Raw genomic sequence first — 22,324 nt, 5'->3', positions numbered from 1 at the left:
GAGCCACTTACATAAAGTTGTGCTGGAGCAGCACTAATACTAGTAGCAGCACAACCTCTAGCAGCTCATTCAGCGCGCCGTACACATCGCCGGTGAGCCCGCCGAGCCGGCTGCTGATCCGCCGCGCAGCCACAGTGCCGCTTGCCCAGGCTGCAGCCGGCAGCAGTAACGCTGCCGCCAGATGCAGCGGCCACGCGCCTAAGCCCGCGCCGAGCGCCAGGGGCGCAGCGGCTGCGGCTAGCGAGAGCAGCGCGGCTATCGCCAGCGCGCGCCGCTCCTGCGAGGGAGCAAGGCCGGCGAAGCTCGCGGCCAGCCCCTCGTTCCCGCGGGCAATGGGATAATGCACCATTGCCCGCACCATGTACCAGCGGCTCCAGATCGCTGGCAGCAAGAGCAGTGGCAGCTCGTAATAGGCGTAGCCTTCGATTAATGCTGCCACTAAAGAGGCTTTTAACAGCAAGAGCAGCACGCAGGCGAGCACACCCATCGCCCCCACACGGCTGTCCTTCATAATCTCCAGTATTCGTTCCCTCGGTCGGTAGCTAAGCAGACCATCCGCACTGTCCATCCAACCATCGAGATGCAAGCCGCCAGTAAGTCCTACCCATAAAATGAGGGTAATAACAGCGGCTGGCCAAGCCGGTAACATCCAGCCCGTCAAAGCTGCTCCAGCAGCTACGCACAGTCCTATAGCTGCACCCACCACGGGATAGAACAGCACACTTCGGCGCAGCAGCTCAGGAGAAAATCCGGGATCACTCTTTACAGGAAACCGAGACAAAAACTGAAAGGCAGCCGCGGCAGCATCCCTGCGCTCCCTCATAAGCGATACTCCCTGCTCTTAAGTTCAATTGGAATGCCAGCAGTCACTAGAAAGACCTGCTCACATTGCCTAGCGAGTAACGCGTTCATGCGTCCTGCCAAATCACGGTACAATCGACCAAGCGCATACTCTGGAACAATACCGTCCCCTACTTCATTAGTGACCAAAATGAGATTTCCTTTAAATGTACGTACACTGTCTTCAAGTCTTGTAATCTCGCTCTCAATCAGTTCTTGTCTATCCGTAAATCCTTCCATGGCAAGCAGTACATTCGATAACCACAACGTTAGACAATCTACAAGGACCGCCTTCTCACCAGATAAACGCTTAAGAAGATCTGGCAAATCATAGGGCTCCTCTAACGTCTCCCAAGCATACCCGCTTTGCGAGCGCTGATGCTGATGCAGTGCAATCCGTTCCTTCATTTCATCATCAAACGCTTGTCCGGTTGCTACATAGGAGGCCTGATCTGTCAGTGACGACATCAGTTTTTCTGCGAAACCACTCTTCCCGCTACGTGCGCCACCCGTTACAAGAATACTCATTGTTTCCCAGCTCCAGAGATGCCTGCACTTTCAAAGGTGGCCATCTCGCTCAAAATACGGCATATCGCCTCTATTAAATGAAGAGACAATACGCCTCCAGTTCCTTCACCCAAACGAAGGCCAAGGTTAAACAACGGTTCAAGCCCAAGCTGCTCCAGCATCAGCTTATGTCCCTGCTCACCTGATACATGGGAACCTATCATATAGGCAATGGATTCTGGCGCAAGGGCCTTCGCGACGAGAGCTGCCGCACCCGAAATAAAACCGTCCAGAATCACAGGGATCCTAGCAGCGGCTGCGCCAAGAATCAGACCGGTCAAACCGGCGATTTCCAGTCCCCCTACTTTGGACAAAACATCCAGCGGATCTGCCGGATTCGGCTGATTCACCTTTAGAGCACGTTCCACAACTGCAATTTTATGTAGTAAACGTTCATCATCAATTCCCGTTCCTCTTCCGACGGCTACTTCAGGCGCTATTCCTTTTAGAGCACACAGAATAGCTGCACTAGCCGTTGTATTTCCTATGCCCATTTCACCCGTAATAAAAATCTCCGTCCCGTTATCAATCGCTTCTTGTGCGATTTTTATGCCTACAAGCACAGCACTCATCGCTTCCTCACGACTCATCGCAGGTCCCGCAGCCATATTATCCGTTCCCCGGCGTACCTTACGATCAATCAGATCCTCATGACTAAGATCGCCGTTAACACCGATATCTACGAACTTTACCTCTGCCCCGGCTTGGCGTGCCAGTACATTCACAGCCGCTCCTCCGCTAAGAAAATTATAGGCCATTTGCATTGTGACTTCCTGCGGAAAGGCGCTAACTCCCTCGCAGCATACACCGTGATCGGCAGCCATCACAACAACCGTCCGTTTGGTGAAGCTAGGCTGCTCCGTACCCGAAATTCCAGCGAGCTTAACAGCCAGAGTCTCCAATTGTCCCAAACTGCCCGGCGGTTTAGTTAGAATATTCAGGCGGTGCTCCGCCTTTAGGAAAGACTGTTCATCAGCTGGTGTGATTCGTTTAATTACTTCTTGAATCGTTGAAATCATATTTTAACCTCCAATTAAAGATATCCGTATCACCTATTCTATCTTATCTACACAGAAAAGCCCCCATCTATGATAGATGGGGACCGCTAGAATTACAACTTCACTTTCATAAATCCTTCAATTCTCTCCAAAGCTTCTGTCAATTTTTGTAGAGATGCTGCATAAGAGCAGCGAATATACCCCTCTCCACCGGCTCCAAACACATGCCCCGGAACCGCAGCAACACCAACCTCCTTGAGCAGCTGCAAAGCGAAATCCTCTGATCTCAATCCGGTATTAGCGATGGAAGGAAAGGCATAAAATGCACCCTCCGGCTCATGGCAAGGTAATCCAATGGATCGAAATCCACTAACCAGCAGCTTTCTTCGCTCATCGAAGCATCGTTTCATGTGGTCCTTATGTTCCATACCATTACGCAGTGATTCTATGGCAGCGATTTGACCTAGTACCGGTGCACACATTGCTGTGTACTGATGGATTTTAAGCATCGCAGCGATTAATTCCTGATCACCACAGGCATAACCTACTCGCCAGCCAGTCATCGCAAAAGCTTTGGAGAAGCCGCTAATGACAATGGTTCGTTCCATCATCCCTGGAAGAGAGGCAATGCTGACATGTTGACTGTCATAGGTAAGCTCGGCATAAATCTCATCTGAAATGACAAGTAGGTTATTCTCTTTTACAATCTGAGCAATCGGCAACCAGTCTTCGTAAGACATTACTGTTCCTGTAGGATTACTCGGAAAATTTACCATAAGAATCTTGGAACGCGGGGTAATTACCCTCTGCAACGCTTCAGCAGTAAGCTTAAAGCCCTGCTCGGCTGAAGATTCAACCTCTACCGTAACCCCCCCGTTCAAATGGGTAATCGGCGAATACGCGATGTAGCTTGGAGAAGGGACGATAATCTCATCCCCGGGTGTGATAAAGGCCCGCAGAGCCAAATCTACAGCTTCACTACTTCCCACCGTAACCATAATCTCATTAGTTGGCTCATAACGGAGATTGAAGCTTGTGTGCAGATAAGAGGCGATCTCTTCTCTAAGCTCCAATAAGCCGGAATTTGGTGTATACCTCGTTTCCCCATCATTTAAAGCACGAATGCAGGCAGCTCTTACATGCTCCGGTGTTACAAAATCCGGTTCGCCTACACCAAGCGATATAATATCCTGATTTCCCGTACTTAGGTCAAAAAAAGCCCGAATTCCCGAGGGAGCAATCTCTCGCACACGTGGAGCAACCCATTCATTATGCATGGCTGTACACCTCTTCTTTTGGACTCTTTTCCGCCAGGGAAAGAGAAATAATTGCGTCCAGCAGTCCGCTGAAGGAGTAGCCTGCCGCTTGCGCGCTTTTTGGTAAAAGACTGGCCTTCGTCATGCCCGGTAACGTGTTCACCTCCAGCACATACGGAATACCATCCTTGATGAGCATATCCACTCGTGCATACACACTGCATTTTAATGCTTTATAGCAAGTTAAGGCTGCATCACGCACTCGCTCATACACCTCGGCCGGTAGTTCGATGACCCGTTCGTCTGCCCCGCCATCTTCATACTTAGCACTGTAATCGAACCACTCCGCATGTGCGGAGGTGATCCCTAAAACGGGCAACATCTCTCCATTTAGAATGGAGCAGGTGATTTCCTGGCCTTGAATGTAGCTCTCGATCAGAATCGATTGATCACAGGCAAAAGCCTTCTGTACTGCGCTCAATAATTCTTCGCTACTGCTGACCTTTTCCATTCCAATACTCGAACCGCCTGAACACGGCTTCACCATAACAGGATATCCGATCCGATCTACCGCTTCTTGAGAATAATCCTTCATACTATCCCAGCACAGCCAATCTGCCGTATTGACGCCTGAGCAGCGCATAAGCTTTTTAGAAAGATCTTTATCCATGCAAATGCTGCTAGACAAAACCCCACTGCCTGTATAAGGAATCCCCATTGTCTCCAGCGTCCCCTGAACCGTACCGTCCTCACCGTAAGCCCCGTGGAGCGCAAGCAGCGCGATATCGATTCCTTTTGCCTGCTCAATCAGCTCTTCACGTTTGGTGATCACTATTGGAGTAACTTCATATTTATTTGGATCCAGATTCTTCAAAATCTCTCTCCCGCTATTCATGGATACCTCAAACTCTGAGGACACCCCGCCCATAATTACGCCTACTTTCATCTTCATCTCAAGCACCTCTTTATCCCATTAGTTGTCGTGCTGTTCTACCAATAATCTCGATCCCCTTGCGGATATCCTCATCCGTCACTCTGGAGAAACCGATCCGTATTGTATTTTGACCCTTACCGTCTGTGAAGAATATATCTCCTGCTGTAAAAATAACCCCTTGCTCATGACAGGCTGCCAGCAGCGTCCTAGTATTAAAGCCCTCCGCGAAGGTTACAAAAAGATGCAATCCTCCGTCCCCTGATAACGACTTATACGGAATAAACTCCTTACAGCATTGCAGGGTTAGTTCATATTTCCGTTTGTATTCTGCTCTGGCTTTTTTCAAATACTTCTCTAAATGTCCGCCCAATAAGTATTGATACAAAATGGATTGATCCAGCGTCGAGGTATGAATAGTACGTGCGCGCTTGACGCTTTCGAGAGAATAGATTAACTCCTGATCTGCCAGCACCCAGCCTACGCGTAGTCCCGGAAATAATACTTTTGAGAAGCTACCTAGATAGATCACGCTGTTGCCGCTACCTGCTGCTGCGATTAGTGGAGCCACATGTGAGCCCGAATATCGTAATTCCTCGTTAAAACCATCCTCGATCACCGGTATTTGATACCGATTCATCAGCTTCATTAGCCCCTGTCTTTTCTCGGGGGACATTACAATACCGGTCGGATTATGATAAGAAGGGACGAAGTAGGCACAGTCAAAAGCTTGCTGCTGCAATGCCTTCTCCAGCTCTACCAGATCAATCCCATCACGCTCCATAGGAATTCCGGTGATCTCAAAGCCGTTCAGCTTCAGATTTTTGATCGCCGTATGATGCGTCGGATTCTCACAAATGACCGATCTATTCTTCTTGCTAAGTGCCGACAATACAATATCGAATCCCTCTGTAAAGCCATTGGTGATCAATATATCCTTGCCCTTCATTTGGGCGCCCTTGTGCTCCATATATTGCTTCAAATAGTCTATTAAAGGCTTATACCCTTTGGCATATCCATAATTCAGTAAGACGTTACCTTCCACCGACATACGATCCATAAAGGAGCGCTTCACATTATCCAGATCAAAAAGGCTTTCATCGGGTGCGATGCTCGTAAAGGAGATCGTACCCTTCTCCGCTCGTAAACCGCGCTTCATGATGTCCATTTCCTCTGCGAGTCGCGCATGATCGTTAAGACGTGACTTCCAGTCCATCGTCCAAGAGACAATCGTTTCACTGCCGGGAGGTGAAGGCGCCACATAACTTCCTTGCCCCTGAACTGTATAGGCAAACCCATCATCCTCAAGCTCTGCATACGCAGAGATTACAGAGTTGCGGCTAACCTTAAGCAGTGTGCTGAGCTCTCTTGTGGAGGGCAGCTTTTGGTTGCCTTGTAGACCGCCTTTTATAATTAAGTGCTTCATATAGTCTTTAATTTGTATATACACCGGCCGTCCGGCTATAAGCTTAAAGTCCTTAAACATCTCTCGGGTCGCCTCCATAGCTATCATGGCATAATCAAGCGCGTAAAAAAAGAACCACAGCCATAGGATTTTAATCTGGCTGTGGTTCTATGAGCGAATAAGCTGACAAATTTGATAATTTTCATTCTACGCTTGGGAAATGGTTAAGGAAGGATGACCTCCGCTTCGATTACTGCTTCTCCTTCACCAGCAGGGGTTTCAAAACCACTTAGAAACCGAGTTAGCGTGTCCTCTGTGATCGTAAACGCCGCATTGGCGTCAAAACGTTCACTCCGGATGAGCAGTCGCCGCCGCAATTCATCCGGCTGAACCTTTAAGTAAATCAGCTCCCAGACACCGCCATGCTCTTCAATTAATTGCTTATAATCGTTCCGTCTATTCCGTTGCCAAAAGCTGAAATCGACAACCACATGCTGTTTAGCCTGAATCAGATTTACTAGCTCCCCACGCAGCTTTAATTCTGATTCTTTTAAATAGGTATCATAATTCTGCTCTGGATAATCGACTCCAAAACGACCGTAAGTGGCCCAGATGTCCTCATCAATCGAGAGACGAACGAATCCTTCTTTCTCCAACTTTTGAGCAAAGGTCGTTTTACCCGACCCTGCCACACCGCACATCATCACAACGATGGGAATCGCGCTCGTACGCTTTTGCTGGAGTAAATTTTCGATGACCCTCTTTTCATACAGCATTATAAAGGATCTCCCTTCCACTTTAACTAATGTTCTACTATCTCAGTGTACTGTATCATTTTTCATTAGATTTATTATTAATTACGGCTATGATGATGGTATACTACTCGTTACAAAATACTTTCTCAAGGGATTGTGATAAGGATATGGTGAAATCAGTCCAGTTGACCTCCTAAAATGAAAAATGAATTAATTTTAGGAGGTCATAATAAATGATTTTTAACCCGATTGTCATGGATAACTGGAGCAGAAAACCCTATTTTGAGCATTATTTAAACAATGTCAGATGTACCTATAGCATGACCGTAAATATTGACATCACCCTTCTACTGTCAGAGCTTAAGCATAAGGGAATTAAACTATACCCAGCACTAATCCACATGATAACTACGGTGGTGAACCGTCATAGTGAATTCCGCACATGCTTTGATTCTCAAGGTAGATTAGGTTATTGGGATAGCTTGTCACCTAGTTTTACAATTTTCCATGATGATGATAAGACTTTCTCAAGCATCTGGACTTCGTACGGTGAAAAGTTTAATGATTTCTATAACCGTTATCTGGATGATATGAAAATGTACGGAAGTGTAAAACAATTTATCGCTAAAGCAAACGAACCACCGAACACCTTCCCTATTTCTAGTATTCCGTGGGTCAGCTTCACGAGCTTTAACCTGAACGTGTATAACGAGGGAACTTTCCTACTTCCCATCTTTACTATAGGAAAATATTTTCATCAAGACAAAAAAATACTATTACCAATATCGGGGCAATTCCACCATGCCGTGTGCGACGGTTACCATGCGAGCATGCTGTATAATGAATTACAATTACGTGCAGATACCTGTGAGGAATGGTTGCCCAACAATTAACCACGTTATTCCGCTGACGTTCGAACGATAGTTAAACATAAAGGGTTCTACATATTAGATATGTCTAATATGTAGAACCCTTTTTTATTTGATTTTCTCATAAATCTCCCGAAAGATCTGCCGACCATTTCCCGTTCTGCCAGAATAATCTGAGTACCATTGCTGTTCCAGGAGAAGGTGCAACAGCGCTGTAGAATGTGACTCCCGGAACTACCTGTGCAAGGAAATTCCGGATAACACCACCATGTGTGACTACCAATACCCTGTTTGTTACTACCTTATCCTTGTTTTCTTTAATTGATGCCTGCACAAATGAATCCTCAGCCGCTCGACCCAAATCTAATAGAAAGCTGCGCACCCGTTCGTCAAACTGCGCCCATGTTTCTCCATCTGGTGGTGTAACCGTGGAAGGATTATCAATCCAGCTTCTATACAGTGAATTATCCTTCAATTCCTCATAAGTACAACCTTCGAAAGCTCCAAAATTCATTTCACGCAACCGCTGATCGTAGATAGCTACCTTCTCTAGTAAAGGTGATATGTAAGCTAGTGTTTCCCGACATCTAAGCAAATCGCTGCAATATACACGCCAAAAGCCATTTGATGCTTCAAGCCCCTGTTCGGTCAACCAACCAAGCGGCTGTTTTAGCTGAGATAGCTGCTCCACTGCACTTGAAAGCAGTGGGAGATCCGTATGTCCTAAGTAACGATGTTCAGCATTCCACTGAGTTTGCCCGTGGCGAACGAGTACTAGTTCTAGCTCTATAAGAGGAAACGCCATGTCTAGCATCAGCCCCCGATCCAGATCCACGCTATAGCTGCGCAGACAGCAACAAATATTGAAGAACAGAGCATCATCATCCGCGAGGTCTGAATAATATCATCCGGCTCCATAGATCGTACCGGGTCACCCATGTATGCCCGGAAAGAAGCCACACCATGGTACACGTTCTCGCCACCGAGCCGGATACCGAGGGCGCCTGCAACAGCAGATTCTGGATAGCCGCTATTCGGGCTTGGATGGAGTCGTGCATCCCGCTTCACCATCTGCAGGCATCTCCGCCAATCCAGATGAAGCACCCATGCACACAGAGCCAAGAGCAGTGCCGTTATCCGCGCTGGAATAAAGTTGGCGACATCATCTAACCGAGCGGATGCCCAGCCGAGATCACGGTATTTATCATTCTTATATCCCACCATGGAATCGAGCGTGTTGACTGCCCGATAAGCCATAGCAAGCGGCGCGCCACCGATGAGCGCGTAGAACAATGGAGAAATAATCGCATCGACGATATTCTCTGCTACAGTCTCCACCGTGCCGCGCACAATTTCCGGGGGATCTAGTGTGGTCGTATCACGTCCCACGATCATCCCCAGAGCCTTGCGAGCTGCAGGAATATCACCTTTACGGAGTTCCACGTACACCGCCATCCCTGCATCCTTTAGCCCCTTGGAGGCAATCGTGGTTGAAATCAGCCATGCCTCGGCTATCCAGACGAGCCAAGGTGAGATAAACGACAACAGCCATAGAAGAATGGCAGTCAGTGCCCAAGCGCCGCCCGCCACACACAGCGGAAGTAATACCCCCGCTCTTCGCAGGCTTTGCGGACGGGACCATAGAAGGCGGATCACCCGCTCCAGAGCCGTGATCGCTTTGCCCATTCCAATTACGGGATGGGGCAAGCTGCGCGGGTCACCTACAATCCGGTCAATCACATAAGCCGCAAGCAGTACCAATGCGATTGTCACAGGCGATCACCTCTGAACAATTTCCAACATCTCCAGCGATTCCAGCGATTCATTCTCATTAGCTGTCCTTCCTTGCCTGCACCGACAGCAAACTTCCTGTCACAGCGCTATACACAAGGCGGCCGATAGCGCCCCCCAGATCGGTAGCTGTTCCGGCGTAGACATGCTCTGCATTGTATCGCCCGCTTTGGCTCACAGCCAGTACGATCGCATCCGTAGTTGTTCCGGTTGCGATCAAGCCATTCTCGGGATCGGTAATCCCGAGATCAGCCAGAGCAGCAGCTTTGGCTTCGACAGCTGTCTGCACAGCATTGACCATGGCCGCCGGTGTCAGGCGGCCATCAATACCTAGCATTATGTTAATCGTACCCGGTCGATAAACAGCCAGCACATTGCGTTCCACACCAGCGCGCGCAGCATTTCCTGCGGCAGCAGTAACGCAAACAAAAATCCCCGCGGAGCCAGTGTCTTCTTCAGCTACCGCTGTATGCTCAAGCGGTACAGCCGTCATCAGACCCGCACAGCCAGATAATGAATAACCCCAATTGCGCAGCTTATTCTCCATATCCTGAACTGGATCACTACATTCATAATTGCGGTCAACATATAAATTGACAGCCCTCTCTAGTCGATTCATTCCTCCACCATAGAACGCACTCGATAAACCATCTGCTTCAGCAGGCAGCTCTAGTAGCAGATGGTTTCCCTTCCACTGTAAAGCAAGCCCCGGCCAGATGGCCGAGTGGTACTCCTTTACGCCTCCAGCGAGGTTAAATGGAATCTTCACTTGCACCATTTCCCGATCCAGCTCCTTTCAACGCTCATCCGTTTCTTTAACCAGCTCCACGGCCGCTCTTTCTCTTCCCAGCCCTCTCACTCATAAATCGCCTATTCCTCTAATTCAGCAAATATTCTATATCCACCTTAGCACCTGTCCCTCAACCCATTTATTGCACTTTGTACAACAGATTTAGCTAGATACACTGGCAAAATCCATTCTGTTGTATTTCGTGCAATAGAATGTCACGTAAGGGTCTGTTTCGCGCCAATTTTCAAAATTCTATTGTACAGAGTGCTATAGAATCGAATTTCTACTCATCCTAGGCGTATTCTGTTGTACAAAATACAACAGAATTCACCTTCGAGGGTATCCATCAAAAAACACCTAATCAAAATCTGTCACAACCTTGGGCATGCGAGCTGAAGCATCCAATCCGGCCTCAAACCCTATTCTTTTGCGCTATATAGACCACTTAGCAGTTTACTCTCAGCCTTCTGCGCAACATGAATCACTCAGGCAGCTGACTCCCAACCATCTCCACTGCACCAATCATGTAAATGGTACCCCATCAGCACCCTGCGCTGCACCAGTCACTTCCCCGCCAGAATCTTCCCCATCTGATTCAGCAGTCGGACATTATCCTCATGTCCCTTAACGGCAACCCTGATATGCCTTTCTCCTAGACCTGGGTACATAGCGCAGCTGCGCACCAGTATACCGGTGCGCCCAAGACGGGTCTGCATCTCCGCCGCGCTCCATGACGAAGGCAGACCACAGAGCAGAAAGTTGGCTTCTCCTGGCGGCACATCGCAGCCCAGCTGCATAAGGCCTTGCCGCAGCAGCTCACGCTCCGCCTTTATCAGCTCGCGCGTGCGACGTTCATACTCGTGCCCACACTCAAGGCAAGCTTCACCGGCTAGCAGCGCCAAGCCGTTCACGCTCCAAGTGACCTGCTTTGCGGTCATCGCCTTTGCAAGCTCTGGATGCGAAATTGCAAACCCAAGACGCAGTCCAGGAATCGCGTAAAATTTCGTCATCGACCGTACCAGTATCGTATGCGGAAACTGCTCCAGCTCCGGCAGCAGCGTATTCCGTTCAGCCTCTGGAATAAAATCAATAAAAGCTTCATCCACAGCTAAATAAGCTCCGCAGCTCTCTGCCTTCTGCGCTAGCCAGCGTAGTTCATCCACCGCATACTGAACGCCATTAGGATTGTTCGGCTGTCCAAGGAACAGCAGCTCAACCTTCTCCAGCAGCCCGGCAATCTCGTCCACTCCAGCTCGAAACTGCTGTTCCCTTGTCCCCTGAACAGATAATACTTCTGCACCGAATTGCACAGAAAGCTGTCTATACTCAGAGAAACAAGGTTCTACGATGCCCACCCTTTTCGGGACGATCGCAAGGAGCAACAATGCCATAGATTCTGCTGCTCCGTTACCTACGGTCAACCAGCTACTATCTATGCCGAGATCCTCTGCTAGCAGGCTTTTGAAGCGTCGGTGTCCAGGGTCCGGGTAAGCAACCACCGTAGACAATGCTGTTTTAAGCAGCTCCAAGACCGCCGGTGGAGGCCCGAGAGGATTGATGTTGGCACTAAAATCTAGAAATGTGCCGCCAGCTTCCTCATATAGTTCCGAAGCCGTTAGCAAATCACCACCATGGCCGTATTTTTCAAGCATATTTACACTCCCTCTATCAACTATCTCCTGCTCAATATGTATGTCTTTGCCACCATTATTGCCTCTTTGCCGGAAATACGTCAATGCTTCCCCGGAGGAATCGTCTGAATAGCCCATCTACTCAAACCCTCTTTCAGAACTACGAAGCTATCTCTTTTGTTAAAAAACCGCTTTTGGTTTAAAATGAGAACTGTAATCAATTTTGCTGCAACGGAGGAATTCACTATGATTTTTATTGATAACACAGGGATTACTGACGCTTCCATCAATTTGGCGATTGAGGAATATGCGCTGAAACACTTGCCGATGGACGAGAGTTACCTGCTTTTTTATATTAACAGCCCATCTATCATCATCGGTAAACATCAAAATACGATTGAAGAAATCAATCAGGAATATGTTAAAGAGAATGATATTAAGGTTGTGCGGCGTTTGTCCGGCGGTGGAGCTGTCTATCACGATCTCGGAAATCTTAACTTCAGCTTCATTACCAAGGACGACGGCCAATCCTTCCATAACTTTCTGAAATTCACCCAGCCGGTGATCGACTACTTGCAAAGTATGGGTGTAAACGCTGAGCTTAGTGGCCGGAATGACCTTCAAGTCGGCGAACAAAAAATTTCCGGAAACGCTCAATTCTCCACACGTGGACGCATGTTCAGCCATGGCACATTGATGTTCGATCTCAATTTGGATAATGTACAAGCCTCACTGAAAGTAAATCCAGAGAAATTCAAATCCAAAAGCACCAAATCCGTACGCAGTCGCGTAGCGAACATCAAGGAACTGCTGGGTACAGATATGACCATTGAAGAGTTCCGCTCCGGCTTGCTGCGTTCGATCTTTGGCATGGAGCCATCCGAGGTTCCTCAGTACAAACTTCAAGAAGCAGACTGGGTCAAAATCCACGAAATTTCCAAAGAGCACTATCAGAACTGGGATTGGAACTACGGTCTGTCGCCAAAAAGTAACGTCAAACACACACGCAAATTCCCTGCTGGAATTATTGATATTCGTATGGATATTGAAGATTCCCTCATTAAGGACATCAAAATCTACGGTGACTTCTTTGGGGTTGGTGACGTAGTCGATGTTGAAAATGCCCTTCGTGGCAAACGTTATGACGAGGCTGAAGTTAGAGAAGCATTAGCTCATCTAGATCTGAAGCATTATTTCGGACGTATTGAACCGGAGGACTTTATCGGACTGGTTTTCTTAGAGGAATAGTTATAATACAAAAATAAAGGGGCCTGCTTATCCTCTGCGCAATTTGCGTAAAGAATAGACAAGCCCCTCTTTCATATTCATTTTAGTTCAAGGAGAAAGTATAAATACATAGACAACGAACGCTAGAGTCAGCATGATGCAGATGTTCTCTACGGCTCCACCTTTTTTCGTGCCTGTACTCATTAGCTTGAGACGCAGCTTAAAGGGGATTGGCGGCAATGGTGTAATTCCTCTTTGAGTAAGGGAGTCTGCCAGTAGATGAAGTGCATACGACATACCGCCAGCTATCCATAGACTGCCACCGTCATTTATACCGGCTGAGGCGAAATACAATAAGGCGCTCCAGCCCGCAACACCATACAAGGTATGTGTCAGGCCACGGTGTGGGACAATCGACGAAACGACGAGCACGCATGCTGCAATGTAGTTCCATGGATCATAGGCTTCCCCGAAGGCAAAGAGTGCTATGGCGATTAAAATCATGACCAAATGGCGCAGCTTTCGGCTTGGAAGGAATGATACACTACCTACAAGCAATGCCAGCACAATATTCCAAGGGCGTTCCACGATTCCGGCAAAATAGAGATAAATTGCCGCGCCTATCAAAGCAATTTGCAGCGCTCTCAATAGAAACTCTGGAATCGCCTTGCGCACGAGCAGCGAATTCGGTTCATCGATATCAGGCAGCAAAGAGCTTAACGCTGCGACCGCAATAACTGGAATCGTAATCTCGTGTGACATCAAACTCATTACAGATAGGGTAACCCCAGTGCTGATTATTAAATGGGATCTGCCCATCATGGTGAAACCGCTCCTTTCTAAGATGCGAAAAACAAGAACAAATGTGCGGTTATCGAAGTATATCAAGACCCTGTTTTTTTGTCTAGCCTAATCCCTTAAATCCCTTTAAATATAAGCCTTTGAGCGATTCCTATCTTGTCCTCCCCATGAATATACGATACAATTTGGACAACTTGACCTTGTCGTTCTTACAAGGACGGCATTTGCCGAAGAGAGGATGACCTTAGAAGTGAAGCGTTCCCGTATGGCCGATTTCAGCCTGCTACTTGTGGCGATGATGTGGGGATGCACCTTTCTGATTGTTCAAAATGCTGTCAAAGTGCTCCCTCCACTCGCGTTTAACAGCATCCGCTTTACAGGTGCTGCCCTGTTGCTGGCTCTAATCACTTTTATTTTTTACCGCAAGGAGTGGAAGCAGTTAAGCTTCCGCATGGTACGCGATTCTCTGCTGCTAGGCCTTTTTTTGTTTATGGGCTATGGCTTCCAGACCATGGGACTTCTATATACGACCACCTCCAATACCGGGTTTATTACCGGTCTATCGGTCGTATTGGTTCCGTTTCTCTCTCTGGCGCTACTAAAGCATGCCATTTCACGTTACACTTGGTTCAGCGCGGCGCTTGCCGCAGTAGGTCTTTACCTGCTGACCTTCACAGGCTCATCTCTGTCCCTGAATAAAGGTGATGCTCTTATCCTGCTATGCGCCATAGCTTTTGCGCTGCAAGTCGCATATACTGGCGTTTATGCACCTCATTATCCGGCGTTGCCGCTGGCAACCCTGCAGCTCGCCTTCGTTGGACTGCTAAGCATTGTCGCTTCGCTTATCTTTGAAGGAGCTGCACCGCTGGCACACAGCGCAGAGCTTATCAAGGACCCGGACGTTCTCTGGGCACTTTTAATCTCTATCGGTCCTACCAGCGCTTTTGCTTTCTGGATTCAAACCGCCTGCCAGAAATACACTACGCCTTCAAGGGTAGCCATTATTTATGCCACAGAACCTGTATTCGCTGTGCTGACAGGCTTAGCCTTTGGCGGAGAAACGCTTGGTATGTCCGCTCTGCTCGGTTGTGGTTGTATTCTGGGAGCTATGCTTATGGCAGAGCTGAGTCCGGAACCGGGTCAGAATCAACATAAGAAGAATTATTTTTCCAAATTACATTTATTTAGAAAGAGATAAGGAGAGAGACAAATGTACAAATTGATCGCGATTGATATTGATGACACTCTAATTAACGATGACAAGGAAGTAACACCCGCTACACAGACTGCGCTTGAAGAGGCTGTAGCCGCTGGCGTTGTTGTAACCCTTGCTACAGGCCGAGCTTATGCTTCTGCACAAGCCATTGCCCGTCAAACTGGACTTAACGTGCCAATCATCACTTACCAAGGTGCTCTCGTTAAGAACTTGCTCGATGAAAAGGTACTATATGAGCGTTACGTGCCACAAGATGCGGTACACAAGCTGTTCACTTACTGCGTGGAGCATAATCTGCATTTGCAAACTTACATTGACGACAAGCTGTATGCACGTGAAGACAACCAGAAGATCAAAGACTATACGGACCTGAACAAAACACCATATTATATTGAACCAGATTGGGAGAAGCTTGTCCCGCAAAAAACACCAAAAATGCTGATTATTGATGATCCTGCATTCTTGGATGAGCTGGCTCCAATTCTACGTGAATTGCTCGGCGATTCCGTGCATATTACCAAATCCAAACCACAATTCCTAGAAATCATGCATCATGAAGGAACCAAGGGAATTGCGCTTGAATTCCTAGCCAATCATTTTGGTTGTGATCTCTCCGAGACTATGGCTATGGGTGACTCTTGGAACGATCATGAGATGCTGGAAGCTGCCGGTCTTGGCGTTGCTATGGCTAACGCTATTCCTGCGCTAAAGGAAATTGCTGATTTCGTGACCTTAAGCAACAATGAAGATGGCGTAAAATACGCGATTGATAAATTCATTCTCAATAAAGTGAACTAAATCGCCTGAACTTAATAGTTTTATATACGTTAAACTTAAGATTTTTCTATTAAGGTAAGTGCGTGACTGCGGGGAATTTTTGGACTTCCGGCCGCTGTTGTCACCAGATTTCTTTGATTATATACCGTGTTTCACGGTTGAAATCCGGTGACAGCTTATGCTTCCGATGCGAGCTTTCCTTTGGAAAGCTTTCAGGCGGTCGCTATCGCTCCTACAGTTCCAAACTTCCCCTCCGTCACTTTACCCTTTTTAGAATGTTTTAAAGTTCAACTTATATAGAGTTAAAGTTCAATCTATATAAACTCACTTCCTTAACAAAAGGGTGCTGTAACGTCATGATATATGACGTTGCAGCACCCTTTTGTTATTTCAGTAAGCTTGGAACTCCTGTAGATGCAAACTCCATTACCTCATGCCCGCTCTCGCCAGCTTCTTCCTCTTCCAGCTGTGAATAGTACAAGCCATGATATCTTCCTTCCGCCGTAAGCAATTCTTCGTGGGTACCGCTCTCTACAATTTCACCATTCTCCATCACTAGAATGATATCGGCATTCTGAATCGTAGATAGACGATGGGCGATAACAAGTGTGGTTTTGTCTCCCATTAGTTTACGAATCGCCTGCTGCACCAGCTTCTCAGATTCATTATCAAGCGCTGCAGTAGCTTCATCTAGTAGCAAAATTGGAGAGTTCCTAAGAATCGCTCTTGCAATCGATAGCCGCTGACGTTGTCCACCGGACAGGCGTGAACCTTCCTCACCGATATCTGTATCAAGGCCCTCCGGCAACTCCATCACAAAATCATAAGCGTTTGCTTGTCGCAAAGCTTCCAGAATTTCTTGCTCACCTGCATCCGGATTTCCATTCCGAATATTATCACGGATACTTCCCGTATACAGCCCGGACTCTTGCGGCACATAAGCAAAGTGACTCCTAAGCTTAGCAAGACTCATTTCACTTATCTTCTCATTATTTATAAGTACTTCACCCTGATCAGGTTCATACAACCCAAGCAATACTTTAAAAAGCGTAGATTTCCCTCCACCACTCGGTCCCACAATCGCCATTTGAGCCCCTTTGTGAAGCTCTAAGCTGATCTTGTTCAAGCTGTGTTTCTCTGCTCCCGGATAAGAGAAGGATACCGAGGACATGACCATACACTCAAATTCAGGCTGCTTCGTCACTGCTTCAGGTAGAGCCTTCACTTCTACAGGGCTATCCAACACTTCAAAGATTCGTCCCGCCGCCCCAAGTGATTGCTGCATCGAATTGATCAGTCCTGGTAATGCCGAGAACGGCATGACTAGATAATTCATGAGCTGTATGAAAGCAATCATCGCACCGACCTCAAGGGATCCTTTGGCCACAAAATAACCAGCCACGACCAGCGCAAGAAGAAACGTGAAGTTTCCTAAAAACGACGAGAATGAGCCGGTAGCTCCCTCAATTCTTCCCCGCTTCAATTCTTCGGAAGTAATATTTTCACTATGTTCCTGATACTGCTTCATTAGTCTGCGCTCGATGGAAAAAGATTTAAACACCATACTACTACCTAGAATGTCATGCAAAAAGGAAGTAATCTTGCTCATATGATTCTGAATCCTAACACTGTTCTCACGCATCGCTGAACCGAAGATTTTTCCCGTAAGGAACATCAAGGGTCCCATTGCAAAACAGATCAGTGCCAGTAGCCAGTTAATATAGAGCAAATAACCAAAAGCCGCGAGAGCAAGCAAAGGGTTACGGATCAGATCAATCATTACCTCGCCGGTAGCATTACCCACAGATTGATTATCATTAGTAAAGCGGGACAATAAATCCCCGGAATGATTACGGTCAAAATAAGACTGAGGAAGTGCTAAGGTATGCCGCATCATATCCAGCCGCAGCTCATTTCTGATCTTGGCAGAGATTTTATTTTTGAGATACCGATCGATGAAACCGTTAATTGCACTCACTAATAAGTAAATTAAACCGAATATAACCAGCCCTTTAAAAGCTTTCACATCGAGTCTAACCGCAGCATCTGTAATCACTGAGAGCAGCCAAGCAATCGTTAGATCCAGAACAATCCCAAATAAAGTCGTAAATAATAAAACCGTATATAAGAGCTTATGCCTTAACATGTATGTACTTAATCTTGAAAAAACACCCTTTTGCTTCAAAAAATCAGCCCTCTCCCCCTAAAATTCCACACCTCTAACCTTCGAAAATAGCTTGCTGTCATGTATTTCCCCATCTAGCCCAAGTCGCTCTCTCCGTAAAATACCCTCCAGTGTATACCCTGCACGCTCAGCAACTGCAGCACTTTTGATATTTCGTGCACTACACCGAATCTCGATGCGATTAGCTTCTAATTCCCTGATAGCAAAATCGGTGATTCCATTCACCGCTTCGGTCATATAACCTTTGCCCGCACAGGAGCTTCGAATCCAATAACCAATTTCAAAATTTCGCAGTTCCCAGTTTATACGATGCAGGCCACTGCAACCGATAAAACTACCCGTAGTCTTATTGAAAACGCGCATATGCAGCTGATTACGTTTTAAAAAATCCAACCTAGCCTCACGTGTGAATCTCTCCGATTCATCCAAAGTCGGACTCGTTTGAGCAAAAGGCATCCAAGGTTTCAATTCCTCTAAACTTTCACCTATAGCCACATTCATACTAACGCCATCCCCCCACAAAGGGGCACGAATGAGCAGACGCTCGGTCTCAAAGCTCTCAGGAAATTCAATCAGAATCGGATCCATAGGATTAGCCATTTGGTACTCCCCTTTCCATTGTTGATAATTATTCTATATCTGTAAATATAAGACGGTAATACTTTCTGATTATAAAGTATAAACATGCTTCTGAATACTGAATGCAACTGATATCACAAAAGGGACAGCAAACGGCTGAATTTGCCCGAATGATGTCCCCCTTGTATCATAGAAAAGTCACAGCTTAAACCAAATCATTGAGGTTTCTAGTTAAATCGCATATATATTGTTGTTGTCTTTTTCATGTATACTATAACCAGTTTGACTATCTTAACAACAATAGAGGAGTAACTTCACAACATGATCAAAAGACTTACTGCACTATTTTCAATTCCCTCTTATGCCTTACTCTTTTTGTGTATGCTACTACAGGGAATGGGGATTTCACTCAGCACACCCTTCTTGTCCATTTATTTCACGGAACAGCTTGGCGTATCTGTCGGGATGTTTGGTATTTTTCTAGCTACCACATTAGTTGCCGGCATATGGATTAGTACGCTTATCGGGAGACGCTCTGATCTCGGCTTGAATCGAAAGCATATTTACCTTGTTGCCACGCTCTGTAATGCTCTGGCTTTTGGCGGGTACCTGCTCATTCAGGATTTTACGATCTTGTTCATCTACATGATTGTGTTCACCGCTCTCGGTGCACCAGGGATGCCTCAACTGTTCGCCATTGCTAGAGAAGCAGTGAATAAGAGTGATTTTACGGATACAGCGTTTGCGAATTCTACCTTGCGCTCTGCTTTCTCTCTCGGCTTTATTACAGGCCCTTTAATCGGCACCCTGCTAATCGCTGCTGTTGGGTTTAAGGGGATTTTCTCGGGTACAATCGGAGTTTTCCTGCTTGTTGCCTTACTCGTTTTCTTATTTCTCAAATCAAATACAGAGCTGAGCAGCAACAAGGCTGAAGTAAAAGTAAAAAGCTTCCGGCTCGTTCAGAACCGTAATATTCTGCTGCCTTTTCTGATTCTGATACTCATGTATGTAGCGCACTGGACGAGTAGCATTAATACAGCCCTCTTTATTACAAACAATCTAGGGGGAACGACAAGCGATGTCGGTCTAGTCAGCAGTATATGTGCTGCGCTGGAAATTCCATTTATGATAATGCTAGGTCTACTCAGTGCAAAGTACAGTAATCGATCCTTGATGATGTGTGGGGCGATTCTAGGCGGCGCTTATTATCTCGTTGTCATTCTCTCTGGCGCGATGTGGCAGATGCTTGCAGCCCAAGTTCTGCTCGCCGTTTTCGTTGCTGTTATTTCAGCGATTGGCATTAGCTACATCCAGGATCTGCTTCCAAGCATGCCTGGGTATGCATCTACACTGTACTCTAATTCATCCACGATCGGCAGATTGATTGGCAGTCTTGTTGGCGGGGGATTAGCCACTCTTGTAGGTTACCGGTATTCATTCGTACTCTGTTTTGTTCTCATCACTATTGCCTTAATCATGCTTGCGGTAAGCGGACGTCAACCTGTACATGAATCAGATAAATTAACCGTTTAACCTGTTTATTGGCTCTATCTTTGTCCTGTAAGCCCTTCTCTTCTAATGTGAAGAGAAGGGCTTTTTGTGTAGTGGAATTCTCGTACCTGTCTGTGCCAGTGTAACATTCTCCGGCAAAATATATGACTGTCTCATATCCACATCATGCGACATATGAGTATATACTGCCTTTGTAGGCTTAACGATTTGCAGCAGCTCCGCCGCCTCCGTCATATCGTACACAGAACGAGTGGATAGCTCTGCCGCTTCGTAATAGAAGCTTGTACCAAGGACCAGCAGGTCGGCCCCATGCATCAGGCGTGTCTCCTCAGCCCCAAGAGATATGGAATCAGGACAATACACCCATGTGTAGTCCTCCTTCTCTAGCCGAAAAGCGTACGAGTATCCATTCTTCCCATGGTTTACTTTCCAGGTATCTATCTTCCAGCCGTCCAGCTCTATACCTTCGTCACAGGGAATCATCTCGATGTGATTTCGCAGCCAAGGGTATTGCCGCTCGATAATGGGAATGACTTCTGCCGGAGTATAAAGTTCACCCTTAATGCCCGTCCATCGACAAGCATCGGCCCATTCCGGCAGCCCGCCAATATGATCAAAATGAGCGTGAGTCACCAGCAGCCTTCGCATATTCCGTACTCCCTGCGCCTCCATCTGACGTCGCCAGTCTGGCCCGCAATCAATCACTAGAAAGTCACTGCCATTATCTATAAGTACAGAGGAACGCAGCCTTATATTGCTTCCCTGTTCCCTTGCTTCTGTGCAGGTCTCGCAGCTGCAATATACCCGAGGAACACCCATGGCATCCCCAGTACCCAAAAACACCAACGTATCCATAGCCCATCTCTCCTTCAGTTCCCATCAAGGTAGTCTTAAATTATTATATGTCTATCTTAAAGATGCTCACCAAAATATCCCCACAAAGTGAAGCTTTGCTTCGATGCGTACCCAGGTACTTTGCGGGGGCCCCAAATATATACTTTCGTCAAAAAAGTCATCCCTTAAGCAGTAGCCCTGCTAGGATGACTCTATTTTTACACCTCTACCTATATTCCTGCAAGTACCTGATACCAAATTCCCCGCTTGGAATAAAGCGTGCTTCGCACCTCATCCCAGCCGCCTAAATAATTAATATCAAAGAGGCCCGCTGGATCGGGGTAACGGCTTTTGTTCTCTGCATAGACCTGTGTATCTACGGGGCGAAAACCATATTTTGCGAAGATTTCTTGTGCCTGTGGGGTTATCAAGAAATCAACTAATGCTTCTGCCGCCGCGCGAGTCCCATGCTCATCCGCATACTTCTCAACGACAGCCGCCGGGTTCTCAATCAGAATTGTATTTTTAGGAATAATGACTTCATATTTAACTCCCTGAGCAATCCGGGCCAGCAGTTCATTCTCATAGGTGACAATGACATCACCCACTCCATACTCGAAGGCAGCCATGGACGCACGTCCGCTCTTATCCAGAGATTCCACATTGGCATGTACACTTTCCAAAAAAGCTTTGGCTGCTGCCGGATCCTTAACCCCCTCTTGCTCCTCTGACAGCTTCAGACCAGCCCCATAGATCGCGTTGATATCCCACTGCGCACCACCGGATGTTTTGGGATTTGGGTATAACACTTTAACCCCTGGCTTGGCTAAGTCCGCAAAATCGTGAATTCCTTTGGGGTTTCCCTCACGGGTACCAAGTGCGACTACCGAACGCGTCACCATGCCTTGTTCACCCTGCTCTTTCCACGTTGGCGCTACGAGTCCAGCCTTAACCAGCTTCTCGACATCACCTTCCATGGCTAGCAGTGTAACATCCGCTTCGAATCCACCCACAATTGCACGTGCCTGTGTTCCGGAAGCTTCATAAGACTGCTGAAAACTAATCTCCTGACCAGTATCCGCTTTCCACTGTGCTGCAAATAACGGTAAAATATCCTTCATCGCATCCTTAGCCACACTGTATGCGCCAACGACCAACGTGACATCCCCTGGTTTAGAGGGATCTGCCATCGTCGTAACCGCCTTCTCATTCCCGCAACCGACTGCCGCCAGCGTGAGTATGGCCAGCATTAGGGCAGCAAAACATCCGTGCAGTTGTCTGCTCCTTATGAAATTCATTGCGGCCCACATCCTTCGAGATAATGATTTTAATATTTCCTTGAAAGTAGCTCTTTAGCTGA

General features: G+C 47.1%; 21 protein-coding genes. 5 read left to right on the top strand and 16 right to left on the bottom strand.

Translation table 11 applies throughout. The features are described 5' to 3' along the window. Positions 1-7: 7 nt before the first annotated feature. The 7 genes from cobS to R50345_RS06215 form a co-directional block, all read right to left on the bottom strand. Positions 8-823, bottom strand: a complete 816-nt coding sequence (cobS, locus tag R50345_RS06245) for an adenosylcobinamide-GDP ribazoletransferase (RefSeq protein ID WP_042124969.1) — start codon at positions 821-823, stop codon at positions 8-10. Then, positions 820-1,368 carry a bifunctional adenosylcobinamide kinase/adenosylcobinamide-phosphate guanylyltransferase gene (cobU, locus tag R50345_RS06240; RefSeq protein WP_042124967.1) on the bottom strand — a complete coding sequence of 183 codons (549 nt, stop codon included), beginning with the start codon at positions 1,366-1,368 and terminating at the stop codon, positions 820-822. The genes cobS and cobU overlap by 4 nt, the downstream gene beginning before the upstream one ends. Beyond that, positions 1,365-2,426, bottom strand: a complete 1,062-nt coding sequence (cobT, locus tag R50345_RS06235; RefSeq protein ID WP_042124965.1) for a nicotinate-nucleotide--dimethylbenzimidazole phosphoribosyltransferase — start codon at positions 2,424-2,426, stop codon at positions 1,365-1,367. Before cobT ends, cobU begins: the two co-directional genes overlap by 4 nt. A 92-nt stretch (positions 2,427-2,518) precedes the next feature. Continuing rightward, positions 2,519-3,682: an aminotransferase class I/II-fold pyridoxal phosphate-dependent enzyme gene (locus R50345_RS06230; RefSeq protein ID WP_042124964.1), complete on the bottom strand. Its 1,164-nt coding sequence runs from the start codon at positions 3,680-3,682 to the stop codon at positions 2,519-2,521. After that, on the bottom strand, positions 3,675-4,607 hold the full coding sequence (locus R50345_RS06225) for a D-alanine--D-alanine ligase (protein WP_042131925.1): 933 nt from the start codon (positions 4,605-4,607) through the stop codon (positions 3,675-3,677). Before R50345_RS06225 ends, R50345_RS06230 begins: the two co-directional genes overlap by 8 nt. Positions 4,608-4,626: 19 nt before the next feature. Beyond that, a complete protein-coding gene (gene pdxR / locus R50345_RS06220) occupies positions 4,627-6,078 on the bottom strand; it encodes a MocR-like pyridoxine biosynthesis transcription factor PdxR (RefSeq protein WP_042124962.1) in 1,452 nt (483 codons plus the stop codon). A 143-nt stretch (positions 6,079-6,221) separates the two neighbouring features. Then, positions 6,222-6,773, bottom strand: a complete 552-nt coding sequence (locus R50345_RS06215; RefSeq protein WP_156114738.1) for a P-loop nucleotide/nucleoside kinase family protein — start codon at positions 6,771-6,773, stop codon at positions 6,222-6,224. 212 nt (positions 6,774-6,985) lie between these two features. On the opposite strand from R50345_RS06215, the gene catA reads away from it, so the two are divergent. Beyond that, complete coding sequence (gene catA / locus R50345_RS06210) at positions 6,986-7,645, top strand: type A chloramphenicol O-acetyltransferase (RefSeq protein ID WP_042124960.1); 660 nt, start codon at positions 6,986-6,988, stop codon at positions 7,643-7,645. Positions 7,646-7,742: 97 nt separating this feature from the next. Here catA and R50345_RS06205 read toward each other — a convergent pair whose 3' ends face one another. From R50345_RS06205 to cobD, 4 genes are all read right to left on the bottom strand, one after another. Then, on the bottom strand, positions 7,743-8,426 hold the full coding sequence (locus R50345_RS06205) for a histidine phosphatase family protein (RefSeq protein ID WP_052414497.1): 684 nt from the start codon (positions 8,424-8,426) through the stop codon (positions 7,743-7,745). 8 nt (positions 8,427-8,434) lie between these two features. Then, a complete protein-coding gene (gene cbiB / locus R50345_RS06200; protein ID WP_042124956.1) occupies positions 8,435-9,394 on the bottom strand; it encodes an adenosylcobinamide-phosphate synthase CbiB in 960 nt (319 codons plus the stop codon). Positions 9,395-9,452: 58 nt separating this feature from the next. Beyond that, positions 9,453-10,190 (bottom strand): adenosylcobinamide amidohydrolase, encoded by a 738-nt coding sequence (locus R50345_RS06195; RefSeq protein ID WP_042124953.1) that lies wholly within the window; start codon positions 10,188-10,190, stop codon positions 9,453-9,455. 575 nt (positions 10,191-10,765) lie between these two features. Next, entirely contained in the window at positions 10,766-11,854 is a 1,089-nt protein-coding gene (cobD, locus tag R50345_RS06190) for a threonine-phosphate decarboxylase CobD (RefSeq protein WP_042131922.1), read from the bottom strand. Between the two features lie 225 nt (positions 11,855-12,079). On the opposite strand from cobD, the gene R50345_RS06185 reads away from it, so the two are divergent. Next, entirely contained in the window at positions 12,080-13,081 is a 1,002-nt protein-coding gene (locus R50345_RS06185; protein WP_042124951.1) for a lipoate--protein ligase, read from the top strand. A gap of 87 nt (positions 13,082-13,168) precedes the next feature. Here R50345_RS06185 and R50345_RS06180 read toward each other — a convergent pair whose 3' ends face one another. After that, positions 13,169-13,882 (bottom strand): metal-dependent hydrolase, encoded by a 714-nt coding sequence (locus tag R50345_RS06180; RefSeq protein ID WP_042124949.1) that lies wholly within the window; start codon positions 13,880-13,882, stop codon positions 13,169-13,171. A 229-nt stretch (positions 13,883-14,111) separates the two neighbouring features. Here R50345_RS06180 and R50345_RS06175 point away from each other — a divergent pair, with 229 nt between their 5' ends. Together R50345_RS06175 and R50345_RS06170 are read left to right on the top strand one after the other, a co-directional pair. Next, positions 14,112-15,059, top strand: coding sequence for a DMT family transporter (locus R50345_RS06175; protein WP_042131921.1), 948 nt, complete (start codon positions 14,112-14,114; stop codon positions 15,057-15,059). A gap of 12 nt (positions 15,060-15,071) precedes the next feature. Then, complete coding sequence (locus R50345_RS06170; protein ID WP_042124947.1) at positions 15,072-15,875, top strand: Cof-type HAD-IIB family hydrolase; 804 nt, start codon at positions 15,072-15,074, stop codon at positions 15,873-15,875. Between the two features lie 364 nt (positions 15,876-16,239). On the opposite strand, the gene R50345_RS06165 is transcribed toward R50345_RS06170, so the two are convergent. Next, entirely contained in the window at positions 16,240-18,000 is a 1,761-nt protein-coding gene (locus R50345_RS06165; protein WP_156114737.1) for an ABC transporter ATP-binding protein, read from the bottom strand. 57 nt (positions 18,001-18,057) lie between these two features. Beyond that, positions 18,058-18,639: a GNAT family N-acetyltransferase gene (locus tag R50345_RS06160; RefSeq protein ID WP_231574061.1), complete on the bottom strand. Its 582-nt coding sequence runs from the start codon at positions 18,637-18,639 to the stop codon at positions 18,058-18,060. Between the two features lie 300 nt (positions 18,640-18,939). On the opposite strand from R50345_RS06160, the gene R50345_RS06155 reads away from it, so the two are divergent. Further along, positions 18,940-20,151 (top strand): sugar efflux transporter, encoded by a 1,212-nt coding sequence (locus tag R50345_RS06155; RefSeq protein ID WP_042124945.1) that lies wholly within the window; start codon positions 18,940-18,942, stop codon positions 20,149-20,151. 42 nt (positions 20,152-20,193) lie between these two features. On the opposite strand, the gene R50345_RS06150 is transcribed toward R50345_RS06155, so the two are convergent. Both R50345_RS06150 and R50345_RS06145 read right to left on the bottom strand, forming a co-directional pair. After that, positions 20,194-20,985: an MBL fold metallo-hydrolase gene (locus R50345_RS06150; RefSeq protein WP_042124943.1), complete on the bottom strand. Its 792-nt coding sequence runs from the start codon at positions 20,983-20,985 to the stop codon at positions 20,194-20,196. A 209-nt stretch (positions 20,986-21,194) separates the two neighbouring features. Then, a complete protein-coding gene (locus R50345_RS06145) occupies positions 21,195-22,262 on the bottom strand; it encodes a sulfate ABC transporter substrate-binding protein (RefSeq protein WP_042124942.1) in 1,068 nt (355 codons plus the stop codon). Positions 22,263-22,324 lie beyond the last annotated feature (62 nt).

The organism is Paenibacillus sp. FSL R5-0345 (assembly GCF_000758585.1).
GTDB lineage: Bacteria > Bacillota > Bacilli > Paenibacillales > Paenibacillaceae > Paenibacillus_AQ.
Note: the sequence above shows the minus strand (reverse complement) of the source record. Positions and strands in the feature narration are given on the sequence as shown.

Coding starts and splice junctions, on each gene's coding strand:
- cobS (WP_042124969.1), bottom strand. CDS start 823: ATGAGGGAGCGCAGGGATGCTGCCGCGGCTGCCTTTCAGTTTTTGTCT.
- cobU (WP_042124967.1), bottom strand. CDS start 1,368: ATGAGTATTCTTGTAACGGGTGGCGCACGTAGCGGGAAGAGTGGTTTC.
- cobT (WP_042124965.1), bottom strand. CDS start 2,426: ATGATTTCAACGATTCAAGAAGTAATTAAACGAATCACACCAGCTGAT.
- R50345_RS06230 (WP_042124964.1), bottom strand. CDS start 3,682: ATGCATAATGAATGGGTTGCTCCACGTGTGCGAGAGATTGCTCCCTCG.
- R50345_RS06225 (WP_042131925.1), bottom strand. CDS start 4,607: ATGAAAGTAGGCGTAATTATGGGCGGGGTGTCCTCAGAGTTTGAGGTA.
- pdxR (WP_042124962.1), bottom strand. CDS start 6,078: ATGTTTAAGGACTTTAAGCTTATAGCCGGACGGCCGGTGTATATACAA.
- R50345_RS06215 (WP_156114738.1), bottom strand. CDS start 6,773: ATGCTGTATGAAAAGAGGGTCATCGAAAATTTACTCCAGCAAAAGCGT.
- catA (WP_042124960.1), top strand. CDS start 6,986: ATGATTTTTAACCCGATTGTCATGGATAACTGGAGCAGAAAACCCTAT.
- R50345_RS06205 (WP_052414497.1), bottom strand. CDS start 8,426: ATGGCGTTTCCTCTTATAGAGCTAGAACTAGTACTCGTTCGCCACGGG.
- R50345_RS06195 (WP_042124953.1), bottom strand. CDS start 10,190: ATGGTGCAAGTGAAGATTCCATTTAACCTCGCTGGAGGCGTAAAGGAG.
- cobD (WP_042131922.1), bottom strand. CDS start 11,854: ATGCTTGAAAAATACGGCCATGGTGGTGATTTGCTAACGGCTTCGGAA.
- R50345_RS06185 (WP_042124951.1), top strand. CDS start 12,080: ATGATTTTTATTGATAACACAGGGATTACTGACGCTTCCATCAATTTG.
- R50345_RS06180 (WP_042124949.1), bottom strand. CDS start 13,882: ATGATGGGCAGATCCCATTTAATAATCAGCACTGGGGTTACCCTATCT.
- R50345_RS06170 (WP_042124947.1), top strand. CDS start 15,072: ATGTACAAATTGATCGCGATTGATATTGATGACACTCTAATTAACGAT.
- R50345_RS06165 (WP_156114737.1), bottom strand. CDS start 18,000: ATGTTAAGGCATAAGCTCTTATATACGGTTTTATTATTTACGACTTTA.
- R50345_RS06160 (WP_231574061.1), bottom strand. CDS start 18,639: ATGGCTAATCCTATGGATCCGATTCTGATTGAATTTCCTGAGAGCTTT.
- R50345_RS06155 (WP_042124945.1), top strand. CDS start 18,940: ATGATCAAAAGACTTACTGCACTATTTTCAATTCCCTCTTATGCCTTA.
- R50345_RS06150 (WP_042124943.1), bottom strand. CDS start 20,985: ATGGATACGTTGGTGTTTTTGGGTACTGGGGATGCCATGGGTGTTCCT.
- R50345_RS06145 (WP_042124942.1), bottom strand. CDS start 22,262: ATGAATTTCATAAGGAGCAGACAACTGCACGGATGTTTTGCTGCCCTA.